Source organism: Paenibacillus sp. 01T431 (assembly GCF_056398625.1).
The window spans coordinates 34294-48851 of sequence record NZ_JBFTPT010000022.1 but is presented as its reverse complement, the minus strand read 5'-3'; the positions used below and the strand labels follow the sequence as shown (position 1 = coordinate 48851).

At 42.6% G+C, this 14558-nt stretch carries 10 protein-coding genes; 3 read left to right on the top strand and 7 right to left on the bottom strand.

Annotation, left to right across the window (positions count from 1 at the left end; all coding sequences use genetic code 11):
• Positions 1-31 precede the first annotated feature (31 nt).
• The 3 genes from AC1DM9_RS29545 to AC1DM9_RS29535 all read right to left on the bottom strand — a co-directional run bounded on the left by AC1DM9_RS29545 (position 32) and on the right by AC1DM9_RS29535 (position 4531).
• Positions 32-913: a carbohydrate ABC transporter permease gene (locus AC1DM9_RS29545; RefSeq protein WP_076270687.1), complete on the bottom strand. Its 882-nt coding sequence runs from the start codon at positions 911-913 to the stop codon at positions 32-34.
• The gene (locus AC1DM9_RS29540) at positions 913-1902 is read right to left on the bottom strand and encodes an ABC transporter permease (protein WP_477583664.1); all 990 of its coding nucleotides are present in this window, start codon (positions 1900-1902) and stop codon (positions 913-915) included. Before AC1DM9_RS29540 ends, AC1DM9_RS29545 begins: the two co-directional genes overlap by 1 nt.
• A gap of 319 nt (positions 1903-2221) precedes the next feature.
• A complete protein-coding gene (locus AC1DM9_RS29535) occupies positions 2222-4531 on the bottom strand; it encodes a PDC sensor domain-containing protein (protein ID WP_477583662.1) in 2310 nt (769 codons plus the stop codon).
• 234 nt (positions 4532-4765) lie between these two features.
• On the opposite strand from AC1DM9_RS29535, the gene AC1DM9_RS29530 reads away from it, so the two are divergent.
• Complete coding sequence (locus AC1DM9_RS29530; protein WP_477583660.1) at positions 4766-5446, top strand: GDSL-type esterase/lipase family protein; 681 nt, start codon at positions 4766-4768, stop codon at positions 5444-5446.
• Positions 5447-5519: 73 nt separating this feature from the next.
• Here the strand turns inward: AC1DM9_RS29530 and AC1DM9_RS29525 are convergent, their stop codons facing one another.
• A complete protein-coding gene (locus AC1DM9_RS29525) occupies positions 5520-5882 on the bottom strand; it encodes a DUF423 domain-containing protein (RefSeq protein WP_339206118.1) in 363 nt (120 codons plus the stop codon).
• A 193-nt stretch (positions 5883-6075) separates the two neighbouring features.
• Here AC1DM9_RS29525 and AC1DM9_RS29520 point away from each other — a divergent pair, with 193 nt between their 5' ends.
• Entirely contained in the window at positions 6076-7335 is a 1260-nt protein-coding gene (locus AC1DM9_RS29520; RefSeq protein WP_477583658.1) for an MFS transporter, read from the top strand.
• Here the strand turns inward: AC1DM9_RS29520 and AC1DM9_RS29515 are convergent.
• From AC1DM9_RS29515 to AC1DM9_RS29505, 3 genes are all read right to left on the bottom strand, one after another.
• Positions 7327-7839 (bottom strand): TlpA family protein disulfide reductase, encoded by a 513-nt coding sequence (locus AC1DM9_RS29515; RefSeq protein WP_477583656.1) that lies wholly within the window; start codon positions 7837-7839, stop codon positions 7327-7329. The genes AC1DM9_RS29520 and AC1DM9_RS29515 overlap by 9 nt on opposite strands.
• Positions 7840-7909: 70 nt before the next feature.
• Positions 7910-8077 (bottom strand): hypothetical protein, encoded by a 168-nt coding sequence (locus AC1DM9_RS29510; protein WP_477583654.1) that lies wholly within the window; start codon positions 8075-8077, stop codon positions 7910-7912.
• Positions 8078-8357: 280 nt separating this feature from the next.
• Entirely contained in the window at positions 8358-13433 is a 5076-nt protein-coding gene (locus tag AC1DM9_RS29505; RefSeq protein ID WP_477583652.1) for an S-layer homology domain-containing protein, read from the bottom strand.
• A gap of 226 nt (positions 13434-13659) precedes the next feature.
• Here AC1DM9_RS29505 and AC1DM9_RS29500 point away from each other — a divergent pair, with 226 nt between their 5' ends.
• Entirely contained in the window at positions 13660-14289 is a 630-nt protein-coding gene (locus tag AC1DM9_RS29500; protein ID WP_477583650.1) for a YfbR-like 5'-deoxynucleotidase, read from the top strand.
• The last annotated feature ends 269 nt before the right edge of the window (positions 14290-14558 follow it).

The following is a 14558-nucleotide window of genomic DNA, read 5'->3' as shown; positions in this document are numbered from 1 at the left end:
AGTAAACCCCTATATAATGGTCGTTTGTCCGTTAACCTTTTACGGAACCAACCAGCATACCTTTTACAAAATACTTTTGCAGGAACGGATAAACCATAATGATAGGCAGAGACGCAACGACTACCGCCGCCATCTTGATCGTCTCTGGTGGGAGCATTTGCTCACTCTGCAGCATTGCAGCTACGGATGGGTCAGCTATATTGGTTGAAGCTTGAATCAGCATCATTTGCAGCACAACCTGCATCGGACGAAGTTCATCCGAGTTAATGTACAATACGCCGTTGAAGTACGTATTCCAGAAGCCTACTGCAAAGAATAGCCCGAACGCAGCGACTGCTGGCATCGAGATTGGAAACATAATTCGAAAGAAAACCCCAATATCATTGCATCCATCGATTTTCGCTGCTTCCTCCAGCTCCTCCGGCAATTCCTGATAGAAATTTCTCATCAAAAATACGTACCAAGCGCTCGTAATAGCCGGCAAAATCAACGCCCACACGGTATCGATTAGCCCCAAGCTTTCAACCAAAAGAAAGTTCGGAATCATACCCGGGTTGAACAGCATCGTCATTAGAATCGCAACGAGGAAAAACTTTTTACCGAAAAATCGTCTCCGCGACAAGGCATAAGCCAAAGCGCTTGTAACGATAATACCGATTGCCGAACCCACAACGGCCAAGAAGCCGCTGACCCCCAATGAACGCATAAACATTGGAGTCGATAAAATGTACTTATAGGAGGAAAGGCTCCACTTCTCTGGAATTATAATTAACGACTTTCTCAAATACTCCGAAGGATCTGTAAAGGAAACAACAATGACATACAGGAAAGGCAGCAGCGTGATGAGTCCAATTAGACCAAGCGCCGTATAAATAATGCCGTTTGTCACTTTATAACCGAGGGACTTATGCATTAGTAAAGGCCCTCCTCACCGAATTTTTTAGCTAAACGATTGGCTGTAACGACAAGGATAAGACCAACCACCGATTTAAATATGCCTACGACCGTCGCATAACTGAAACGACCATTTTGTATGCCTGTTCGGTATACATACGTATCAAATACATCAGCCACATGTGATACGGGAGAACTCATCATTAAGTAAATTTGTTCGAACCCTACCTCCATCACTTGTCCAAGCCGCAAAATGAGCAATACAATAATTGTGCTCTTTATGCAAGGCAGCGTAACATTCACAATTTGCTTCCAACGGTTTGCACCATCAATTTGCGCCGCCTCATACAAGTCTTGATTAATACCCGCAATGGCAGCGAGGAAAATAATTGTGCCCCAGCCTGCTTCTTTCCAAATGCTCTGTGCAGTCAACAAACCCCAGAAGTAATTCGGCTCGGTCAAGAAACCGATCGGCTTGCCGCCTAATTCGACAATAATCTTGTTAATAATACCATCGCTTTGTCCGAGGATTATAAAGCAAATCCCTGCAATAATGACCCAAGACAAAAAGTGCGGTAAATAAATAATCGTTTGAATCGTTTTCTTAAATGCCCGATTGTGAACCTCATTAATGAGAATAGCGAGAACAATGGGAATCGGGAAAAAGAAAACGATGTTCAGCAAGCTAATCGCCATGGTATTTCTAAATAAAAGCAGGAAGTCTGGATTCGTGAAAAACTCATTAAAATATTTGAATCCGACCCACTCGCTTTGCCAAAAGCCTAAGTATGGGGAGTAGTTTTTAAAGGCTAACGCCAGCCCCCATATGGGCAAGTACTTGAAAATTAGAAAGAAGAGAATACCCGGGAGCGCTAATACGTACAAATATTTTTCTCGGCCTAAAATGACTTTAAATTGAGACCACTTTGAATCTCTCGTTTTTTGCCACTTAGGGTCATGTCCTTGTGATAAACTTGCGTTCGCTAATTCAGGATTAGATTGCGGCAAGGGTTTCACCACCTCCAACAATTTTGTTTAAACTTGGCTGCTCATATGGTTTCATGTCTGCATCTTACAAGCCGAAGCTTCCGCCGGGCAATGACCAATTCTTATTCGCTCAGAACAACTGAGCAATAATTGAGAATCCCTTGCTGCTGCTGGGTTTGTGGCTGCTTCGAGTCTCATTAATTAATCTCTTTAACCCCTGCCAGATTATAAATTCGCACCCCATAAAATCAAAAAAAGGCTTGCAAGATGGAGAGGTTACAATTCTCTCACTCTTAGCAAAGCCTTTTTGAAATAAGCCTATTCGATTTTGTATAGCAATTTACTTGCGATGCATTTCTCGATATTGTCCCGGAGGCAATCCAACCTGCTTCTTAAATACACGAATGAAATTTTTAGGGTTGTAGCCTACCTGCTCTGCTATTTCATTTACCATCAAATCTGTTGCTTCCAGCAGCTCCTTAGCCTTCTCTACACGAACTTGTGTGAGGTACTCAATAAAGGAGATGTCCATCGTTCGCTTAAACAGCTTGCTTAAATATTGAGGAGTTAGATTGCAAATCTGTGCACACTGATCCAGAGAAATATCAAGATTATAATTTGCCGCAATGTAGTCTGTAACTCTTTCGATAAGCTGCTCATACTCTTGATTCCGCTTGCCGCTCACGGACATCATAATCGGCTCAAATATACGATCTATCAGCCACTCATTAATGGAATGAATTGTTGCACATGATCTCATATCGAAATTGAGCTCACTAGCGGTTCTTCCAAATAGCTGCTCCGGACTCATGTTCATTAAATAGACGGTTCGTAAAGTCGTAGACAACAATTGATCATACGACATCCTAATAAGCTCGGGATTATGCACTGCAGATTGCACTTTATTGGAAAAAGCATCAAGCAAACGCTTCGTTTCAGCGAGATCACCGACCTGCAATGAATCGATAAGATGGTTCTCGATCTCCGCTGGATAACGATACATCATTGAAACCGCAAGCCCTTTGCTCTCAATAATCTGATTGCCGCCATTAATCATCCTCGAATAAATAGCAAGCTGCGCCTCACGATATAAATCGGGCAGTTCCTCTACCTGCGAGGCTGCACGACTTAACCCAATCGTTGCTGGAGATTGCAGAAAATGAGTAATCTGCTGTCGTATTTTTTCAATGCCAGACTTCAGATGGTTTGACCATGCATTCATTTCTTCATTTTCTGTCCACAACCAAACCACAACTTGATCATTTAATCCATTAATGACCAAGCCTTCTAGCTGCTGCTGCTCCAGCAATTCTGTCGTCATATTTTTTATAATAAACAGAATTAAATCCTTATCCGACTCTTGAAACTTGCCTGCGTCCGATAGGTGATCATATGAAATAATAAAAACAGCTGCGCATTGTGTCTCTGGAATAGCATATCTGCGCAAAAGCTCATGCAAATGTTCACGTCGTTCATGGCTAAATTGCCCTTCCAATAGCCTTAAAGCAAACAACTCCCGAATAAGCGGAAACTGCTGATTGATTTGGCCTTCCAGCTGACTCGCCTTACTGTTAATTTCCTTCCACCGCTGCTGCACATAATTAAATTCGTCTGTCCCCATATCCGCTTGTTGATTATCACTAATATGAGAGACCAGCTTCCGAATCGGACTATATACCCTTTTCGTGCCGATCATCGCGAGCGCAATTCCCGCAGCAAGAACAACAAGCACGATGCCAATCGTTATACCCGCAATTTTTCTTGCGCTGCTGTAAAGCTCCGCTGTTGGAATCATATCCACAAACAGCAGCTTCTTGATTGGAGATACCATGGAAGTTACTAAGTACTCCCGGTCCTGCCATTGATATAAAAACTCTTGCTTGCCCTCATGTGCAACCGTTATCAACTCAAACAAATCTTTAGGCACTTCAGATCCATTCATATGGAATACGAGCTGGCCGCTTTCATCGATTACAAACATATGCTGGTTTTTGTATTTCACAAATTTTTTAGTTAGAGATTCAAACGCTTTATTATCGATAATGACTTGAATAATACCGATCGGATCTTTTGTATGTAAAGGAATTGTACTCGTTAAGGTAATACCAGAATCGTACACTTGACCGCCTTGGGAATAACCAGCCTGCCAAACTAATTGCTGATTGTTTTCCAGCAGCTTCTCATACTTTTCCCGTTCCACTGCCGACTCCATTTTTTTGCCACCATAAGTAGACGAAATCAAGTAATTCTCGTCCAATGTATATAGCGAAATATCCTTAACAAGTGGGTTTCCGTTCATAAAAGCCAACATGTTCTGATAGATACTCGAATAAAAACCGGAATAATTGGTACGTTTCATTTCCTTCAAGTCTGAAGTGAAGAACGAGCTCATCTCCAGCTGAATTAAGTTATTCTCTACTCTTTCAAGCCCATTATCGATGGTCTCTGAAGCGTAGCTTAAAACCTGAGTAATGTCTTGGCTGGCATTATCTTTAGCCGTTTTGGAAGTTAAAATATAGCTGGTGATTCCAAGGATAATGATAGGAATGATTGATGATAATAACGTAAAAACAATCATTTTGCGATAAAATGATGGATACTTCAGAAAGCTTTTACGATTAATTATTCGGTTACCTTCTATAAGCTTCATTCTGTCGACTCCTATGTTGATAGACTTTGCTCCTCAGCACAGCGTACAAATCATTTGAAATGAAGTCAATAATTATTAATGAATTTATCCAATTTACATGCTGCTGAACAAATGTCCACGCAAACAGCATAGTATTGCAATACTATAACTATAGAGATGCACTAGCGAAATAGAAGAATAAACGACTGTTGATTGTCAATGTCAAACCTTTACTAGCCTATTTGCATTGTCTATATGATTAAGAATAGGGTGGGTGATATCGTTATGCTCTATACAGCTCTTGGAGATTCTATTACCTATGGGGAGAATGCCTCCTCACTCGCAAAAGCATATCCCCAACTAGCCGTTTCCGCTTTAAATTCACGCTCCCGTTCCCGCAGGGCAACTGGATATGTATTAGCTCGTCCGGGCTGGACCAGTCATGATCTATTAAACGCAGTCATCTGGAAGGGTTCCTCAGCTATTAGCAAATCGGATGTTGTTTCTGTCTGGATTGGAGGGGTAGATTTAGCAAACGCTGCATTGTCTTCGATTAAGAACCAACAGCAAATAGCTATAAAACCGATCTTAACTCCCTACAGGCAAAATTTACGAGCCATTCTCGCTCATATAAAAAGCGTAAGCGACGCCCGTATTATTTGCTGCACGCAATATAATCCGTTTCCGAATAGTTCTCTAGCAGCAGCTGCTATCGACCAATTAAACTACACGACGATAGAGGTTGCCCAAAGCTATCATGCACAAATCGCTCCCGCTCATAGATGGTTTGAAGGAAAACAAGCCTCACTAATCTATGGCTATCGTAATGGCAGATTAGAAGATGCATTGAGCGGTACTCTGCCTATTCATCCCAATGATCGTGGTCATCAAGTGATCRCAAACGGATTAATCCCCTATCTTGCTTCTCGCAGTTAGTTTTAGAAATAAAAAAATGACACCTTCCCTCTAATGGGTTGGTGTCATTTTTTGAAATTCGTTTGAGATGCTCCTAAAGAACACCCACAACGACAAGCACCCAGCCAATCATAAATGAAAGACCGCCTAGCGGTGTAATTGGACCAAGAAACCGGGCTTTGGCAACACTCAGCACATATAGGCTACCTGAGAATAAAATAATGCCCGCTACCAAAAACCAGCCTCCGGTAACGATAAGCTGAACATCTGGATACTGTCCTACCAGCAGTCCAATTAATATCAGGCCTAATGCATGCGCAATATGGTACTGCACGCCTACCTCATATACCTTTAGCTTATCCGCTGTTATTTTACTTTTCAGCGCGTGTGCGCCGAACGCACCAATAGCAACCGCCAGCACCATCAAAATACTGCCGAGCATTACAAATGTTTGCATAGAAAACTCCCACCTCATCTTTCAAGTCGTACATTTAGCATATCATGATTGATCGAGGGAGGGAATTGCTCTCCTAGGTTTCATCCTATTAGACAACAGCACTCTATTTATTTTTCCTTACATAATAATTTCCGATTGATTTACTGTTGCCAGAGGAGTAATGTAGTTTGGTATAGCATCAGGAGGCATCTACGTGAAATTCTTTCAATCTACCGCCACAGAGTGGCAGGGCTGGTCCCGCAATATTCGTTTATTTTTTCTAGCAAACATGTTATATCAAATCGGTACGGGCATGTTCTCGGTACTCTACAATTTGTACATCCACGAGCTCGGTTACCCCGATGCCATGAGCGGAAAAATCGTCAGTATGCAATCACTCGCAACCGCGTTATGTTTCATTCCCATTGGCTTATTCGGCGATCGCGCCAGCCGCAAGCGTTTGCTCGTCATTGGCGCTCTTTGCAGCGGTGTGGTACTCGCTGGACGCTCCTTATTTGAAACAGAAAGCAGCTTACTTACAATGGCCGTTCTGACCGGCTTATTTGCTGCGATCTTTCAGGTGCTTGCCATTCCCTTTCTTGCTACAAACGTAGCTAAAGCGGATCGACTGCGCATTTTCAGTATTTTTTCAGCATTTGTACTCGCCTCGCAGGTCGGAGGCAGCCTGGGCGGAGGCGTCATTGCAGATATTATGCAGGCGGCAGGACTAAGTAAGCTGCTCTCTTTCAAGATCGTTTTACTTGCAGGCAGTATAGCGACAATTGCAGCATTTCTACCTTTGCAAGCCATTAGGGAATCTGCGCGCAGCCAGAAGGAAAGTGTTGAAGCAACTAGCGAGCAGCCTGCTTCGAACCAAACAGCTCATCCTAATAAAGAAATGTCATTTATTATTAAGTTCGCTTCCATACAGCTTTTGATTGGTATCGGATCGGGTCTTGTTGTTCCTTATTTGAATTTGTATTTCACCAATCGGTTCTCAATATCGCTTAGTGCGATGAGCTTATTGCTTTCATTAGGTCAAGTCATGACCATTATCTCTATGCTCATTGGCCCGTCGCTCGCCAATCGAGTTGGACAAGTGAAAGCGATCGTTATTTTTCAAACCTTATCGCTGCCATTCCTGCTATTAACAGGTTTTACAAACCTGTTACTCGTCGCTTCTATAAGCTTTCTATTCAGACAAGCGCTTATGAATGCGGCCAATCCGCTGCAATCGGCTATTTTGATCGACCGGGTTTCTGCAAAAAAGCAAAGCCTAGCCAACTCCTGTATGCAGACAGCTTTTATGCTTGGATGGGCTACGATGGGACCCATTCATTCTCATCTCATTGCTACCTATGGCTACTACTGGGGATACGCCATCACGTTCAGCATAACTGGAGCACTCTATGTCACGGCATCTATGCTATTTTTTATGTTATTTCGCGAGAAGCGGTCAACAGCGTTAAGATGAGCCAAGAAGTTTTTTGAACGATGCTTCCATATCTTCCTGACTGACTGATCCGATAATGTAATCAATAATTTCACCATCCGTATTCACAAAGCAAAGAGCTGGAAAACCGTCTCCGCCGTAATACTTGTATACATCACCCGTTTGATCCAGGAGGACTGGGTATTTGATCCCATGCTCCTCCACATAGCTCTTCACCTCTGAAAGCTCATCGCGGTTCGTAACATTAATCCCGTATATATTGATTTGATCCTTATATTTCTCATGCAAAGCAATCATCTTGGGAGCATCCTCATTACAGTAAGGGCACCATGATGTAAACAGCGACAAGACGGTTGGTTTCTCAGCGAAATCAACCTCCACTTCCTCCCCGCTGCGCAGTTCCGATAACTGAATACGGGAACTTTCATCTTTCAAATTTTTTACATAGTTAAATCCGAGATAGATCATCCATCCTACCGCTAAAATAAGTATCGTACCCGTTGCCGTTTTGGCTAGTCGGTTCATTTAGGCTCATTCCTCCCTCTATCCTTTTCAATCTTGTTTAAAAAAGAAAGAACAGCTGTTTTCATCTGGTTCAAACCGGGTTGCTCGATTGGAAAATGTCCCGCTCGTTCCATTTCCACCACTCTTCAGTCGGCATATTATGTTCTTTTATTTGCAGCTCATCTGGAAAAAACTTCTGATACTTCTTCCAGTGTAGATTGGTCTCATTATAGGTTAAGTGCTTAGCGTTAGCATTCAATGCTCTCTGATCTCCTATCGTCTATTTGAATATACGGTTATCAACGGGCTCCAACTTTGATTTTAGCACTTTTTAGCAGGATTGGTTCAAAATATAAACTAAAAATAAAGAAACCCGACTCTTGAGGTCGGGTTTCTTTTCTATTTTAGATCGTGTTTTTCCGATTCATTATCAAGCACACTTGTTCAACGTAAAAGACCCGAGAGACGAACACTTTTCTTGAAAAAAGTGTCTATCTCTCGGGTCGCAGTTCATTTAAGGCTAATCCATCAACCTACGATTACTTCAAGAAAAATGCTGCAATTTCTGCGATTTCCGCTCGCGTAATTGTATGTTTCGGACGAAGCGTTCCATCCTCGTAGCCTTTAATAACACCCGCTTTAACTAAAGCTGCCGCTGCTTCCTGTGCCCAGACTGAAATGTTACCTCCGTCTGCAAATTTTGGTTCAGCAGTGCCCGTAGCTGCTACAAGCTTATTCTTCATTCCTCTGTACAAAATAACGAATGCTTCTTCTCTTGTCATATTTTGATTCGGTCTAAACGTGCCGTCTTCAAAACCATTGATGATACCTGCATCAGACAATTCGGTCACATACTTCGTATACCACTTATCGGAGCCTACATCTGTGAACGACGGCGAATCACCGGTCGAAGGTTTAAGTCCCATCAATCTATAAATGACAGCTGCATACTCAGCCCTGCTCATACGGTTGTTCGGCTTGAATGTCCCGTCTGGATAGCCAGTAATAATCTGTTGCTCCGCAAGCTTCGCAATAGCTTCTTTCGCCCAATGCGATTTCGTATCTGTGAAGCTAGGTTTTTCAGCAGGCTCAGTAGGAACAGTAGGATCAGTCGGCTTCACTCCTGTTCCCCCATTACCGCCGTTGTTTCCACCCTCATTCCCGCCAGAAGGAACATCACCGGTCGCAAAACCCCAAATATCAGATAGTGTATAGCCACTGTTTGCATCTTCCGCCACTACATACCATTGATAATAATGGTCCGCGGATAGTTCTCCCCATACAGCTGATGCTTCGCTACCGCTTGCCACTTTCGTCGCCTGTCCAATCTTCTGATCGGTATAAACCTTAACTCCGAAATAATCTGTGGCTACTCGTTTTTCCATCGCTGTTAAATCAACATCCAAGTCAAATTCATCTTTCCCCGGGTATTCATTCGGATCATAATAATTATAATCATTCAAATAAGGGGAATACGTCTTCATATGCACCTGATTGTTCTGCAAGTCAAACTGCATTAGCCTAATATAGCCAAGTCCGCCTTTCTCCGCTCCTTGGTAATCGGCTAGCATTTGATATACTTTACGGTCTGGAACACCATCACCATTGTCGTCAATTTCGTCTACCAAAGTCTCAGCATCATGGTAATGGCCTGACAAGGTTGCAATCACATTCTTATTTGGAACAACGACACGTTCAAAAATTTTGTCTGCAATAGGAGCTCGATTATTGGATACAAGCATATACTCATGAAAAGCTAATATAGCTTTCCGATCCGGATGATCCCGCACCACTTGATTAATCCAATCGATCTGCTCATCATTAATATTCCAGCCCATATACACGATGATGAAATCTACGCCTCCAGCAGAAATTAAATCAAAGTGTCCACGATTGTTCTGATAGGACCCGCCATATGTTGGCTGGTTTTTAAAACGATCCTCGCCATAGTGCTTCCAATAATACGAGTAGTCTCCTGTTTGATGAGAGACGTCATGATTTCCAGCTAGTACACCGTAAGGAATGCCGGATTCATCAAGTACCTTCATGCTTTTATTCGCATTTTGCCATTGAAAATCTTGATCCGCCTTATCGACAATATCACCAGTATGGATCACATACTTGATGTTCATTGCCTCTTGCTGCTCGACAATCCATTCCACATTTTTCTGATAAATTTCTGGATAGCTTTCTGAATAGTATTGCGTATCAGACATCCAAATGAAAGAGAAGTCATAGCTGTCCTGCTTCACAGGCAGTTCATCCTGCACCATAACATTAATGGTTCCACCGTTATTGTACTCACCAGCTTTTACGGTTGCCCCTAAATCGAAGTCTTCTTCTCCTGCAACTTTATAATCGAGCAATGCCCAGCGGCTGTCCTTCATGCTCCAAGCGTATAAGCTTACCTTTCTGCCCTCCAATGAATTGCCTTTCCACTGAATATCGACACGATCAGTGGCCTTCACTGTCTTATCCAGTTGAATCGTGAAGCGATGATACGGGAAGCCGTCTACTGAATCATTTACAAGGTATTCGGCATCTGCCGCTTTAATCTTACTGTAGTCCGCCCCGTCCATAGCGCCATCGCCGTCTGGCTTAATTTGCTTCGGAGGCTCGATATCCGATACTCCTTTATAAGCCGCAAAGCCTGACTTACTGGTTGCGTCATAATTAAGACCTTTCATAAAAGTTAGGTTCATTAAATCTTCCGACGGGTCGCTTGCTTTGACTGTCAGCTTAACACTGTTGCTTCCAGACAGCATGTCCCCGTTTAGAGGTGAAACCAACTGCGGCTTATCTGGATTCTCATTAGGAACAATGAATCGAATCGTTTTCTCTGCCTTATTTCCGGCTTTGTCCGTTGCTTCAATAACGAATAGATGCTCTCCGCCAGTTAGCTTTCCGGATGCTGTCTCATAAGGCAATTCGATAACTGAACCATCAAGTGTGGCCTTAGTGGAAGCTAATCCTGCAAGTGCATCGGTTACATTCGCAGCAAGCTTAATCGTACCGCGATAAGTCTTGCCATCCTCCACGCTCGGTACAATAACCGGAGCCGTGTTATCGACAGTCACCTTAGCGCTAACCTCTTTGCTTCCATTTTTTACTGCAAGAGTATGAACACCGTCCGCCAGCGCTTTCGTATCCCAATCGGTTGCTTTTGCATGCATTTTGTCTGCTGTTAGCGGAAAATTAAATGCTATAAATCTTGGTTTCGTAATAGAAGAGTCTCCAATTTTAATGTCCTTGTTCTTATCTGAATAAGCTGGATCGTAAATGGTTGTGCCATCAGATAAGACGAGGCGAACATTTCTCACCTGGAAATCATCTCTGTTCTCCTCTGGACGATCATCGAAAGGCCCCGTCTTCGTTCCCGCTCGAATGGCAATCGCATTAACGCCTTCCTTCAGTCTTGCACTATCAATGGAATAACTTAACGTTTCATACGTGTTGATAGGATCCATAAAGGTATAAAGGATTTCATCGCCAACCGTTACTGCATTTTTAAAATAGTAATTCACCTCAGCCGCTTCGAATGCAAAGTATGCATCATTCTCTAGTGCCCGGTAAGAATTATCAAGTTGCTTTCCGTCAACCGTCAGTACAAGCGAATCCGCATCTGCACTCTCCGCTGTGCCTTTCAGTACATAAATGCCGGAAACCACATCGTCATTTTTCACATTCAAGCGAAGCTCGGAGCGATCAGGTCCGCCAGTTACAGCTACACGCTTTACGCTAGACTTGCTTGTATGCGTACCATCAGATGCTTCAAAATAATAGTCAACATACGTTTTAGCTATTAGATTCGGTGATGCCAGCATGTAATGGTACATCGTATCGCTATAATCTTGGTACAAATAATGCTTAGTGTACTCCGCATCCATGTTCGTCTTGAAATAGACGGAAACAGATTTGATATCACGATCGTCTTGCGCATCCGCAATTAATTCCAAATTGCTGGATTGGTCGATCGTTTCCACACCCGTTACATCTGTAATCGTTGGCGCAATCGTATCCTCTTGCACGTCGATTGGCTCAGCAGGTACTTGAGCGGGATCTACTTTGCCCGGTGTCGCATTTTCCACACCTGCATTATATTTTATTAATGTCGTTGATCCGTTTACAGGGTATTTGTAGAAAATGCCCTTGCCTGCTGCAACGTCCGTTTTATTAGAACCGTCATAATAAACAGAAGCGATTTCTTTATGTGTATTCGTACCAACTACTACGCCTCTCTTGCTTCCGTTTGCCATACCATCGCTGTAAATTTTGACGATATCTTTGTTCTCAACAAGCTGTGTTCCATATGATGCGTTAAAGTCTGCAACCGTCTGGTTTTTGTTCGCACCATTGATAACCCAAAATACCATCGTGCTTTGAGCCGGTATCCGAATATCCTCTCTGTCCGTTGGCCAAATAACATCTGCATCCGGTCCGGAATCCGGGTAACGATAATAAATTTTATAATCACTGAAATTAATTTCTTTATTCGTATTGTTATAAAGTTCAATAAATTCACCGTCATCACTTGAAAGACGATTAACACTATCCGGCACTAGCTCAGTTATGAGCAGCGGCGGCACTTTTGACGAATCAAAAGCAGGCAGTTCCTCAATACTAACTGTATAAGTAGAAGTCGTAACCGTATTGTCCTTGTCCTTCGCCTGAATATAGTACTGCAGCTCCGGCTCAACCATCGCCGATTTTCCGATCAAGCCTTCAAAGTTGAAGCCGCCGGCAGAAGAACTCATGCTAGAAGCCGTAAAAAACTGCTGCGAAATCGTTTTGTAAAAGAGTGTAGCCGTTACAAGATCATTTTTATCACCGTTTTGGCTCTCTTCATTTAGGATTTCAGCCGTAATTGCAAGATCATTTTTCACGCTTGCTGACATCACTGGAATATGATTAATAACCGGCGGAGCGTTAAAAGTAGGCAGCGTTATTTGCTCGGAAGTAATGCTGCCCGGTGTTGCTGGCAGTGTGCCTGCACCTTCCATCATGATCATTTCCGTTGACCCTAAAGGCAGTGGGGTTTTATAGAAAATCCCTTTATTCTCTTGGGTTTGAGCATCCGTCTGATAGGTTGCCTGAGAGATTAATGTCCCGGAAGCATCCTTAATAGCCAGTGATCTCGGTCCCGCGTTGGACATGCCTCCGCTAATAATATTGCCTGCACTATCTTTCACAGCCTCAAATCGGAACAAATCCGAATCTTCAATGAGGTCAGTGCTGTAGTTTCTGTTAAAATCAGCAGCAGTCTGACTGCCATTTTTAGCATTCATTACCCATAGAACGATGGCTTTGCCTGGAGGAATAAGTATGTCCTCTTTCGTGGAAAGCGGCCATGCTGTCGTTACTTTATCATTCACATAATAGATGCCATAATCTTTAAAATTAATCATTGCCTCTGRACTATTGTATACTTCTACAAATTCATAACCATCTGCTCCACCGACATTGGCACTATCCGGTACTAGCTCCGTAATCAACAGCTTTGGTGCCATCACCGTTAGACCTTCCATAGCTGCTGCAGATTCCGACATCGGAACTGTACCGAAAAGCAGACTGCATAGTAATAGCCATGCTACGGTTTTCTTGTTTCTTCTCCTCATTACACACCTCTTCTGTAAGATATTGTTATGTACAAAAGAGAATTGTATAGCTGAATTGTACGAGTTAAGTTAAAACCATATGAAGTTTGGGTAAATTGGGGTGATAAATTACTTTTATTTACATATATTGCCTTGATTATTTAATCGTCCATTAACAAATAAGCATTATACTAACTCTAATGCCTCGCACTATACAATAAATACAGAAATGGAAAGGATGCATGTCATGGGTATTCATACGTATTTTCAATCACTTAACGATCTCGAACGAATCATTCGTTGTCCAGGTAAATTCAAATTTGAAGAACACAGCGTATCCGCTCATTCATGGAAGGTTGTTCAATACGCCAAAACATTGGCAGATATTGAGGAAAGCAATGGCGTCACCATAGATTGGAAGAAGCTTTACGAAATTACTAGCAGCCATGATTATGGTGAGATTTTTATAGGAGATATTAAAACGCCTGTTAAGCATTACTCATTAGAACTGCGCGGCATGCTGCAGCAAGTAGAGGAAGGCATGATTGCTCTTTTTATAGAGGAGAATATTCCAGAGGAGCTTAAGCCTATTTTCCGCAGACAACTGCGCGAAGGCAAGGACGATTCCGTCGAAGGTCTCATTCTTGAAGTGGCCGATAAGCTTGATCAAGTTTACGAGGCGCTGACTGAATTGCAAAGAGGCAACACCGAGAAGGAATTTGTCGTTATGTATCGTGAAGCGCTCGTCAAAATCAAAAAAATAAAGCTGAATTGTGTAGATTATTTTCTAGCACATATTTTACCAGACATCGTTAAGGATAGCTCCAATTGCCCCGTCGATATCCAAAAGATCACAAGGGAAGCTTTAGAGCTGTAACTTTAGCTTTAGCTTTGACTTCAACTTCCGCTATTATCCTCATCGCAATATCCCCTTTTGTATGAAACCAGTCAGCAGTCGATGAATAGCTTTACTCTTCCATTATATGTTCAACTTCTATCCTCTTTTCAATCCTACCCGTTCTCCTTCCTGCTTTTTTACCTTCTCCGCGTGAAACGCTTTCCTCTGTTTTATTTTAGATTAGGATTTTGTCCTCAGGTGGTGTTCTACATGGAATAGGCGAACTGTGCTATGCCCAATCACAATTC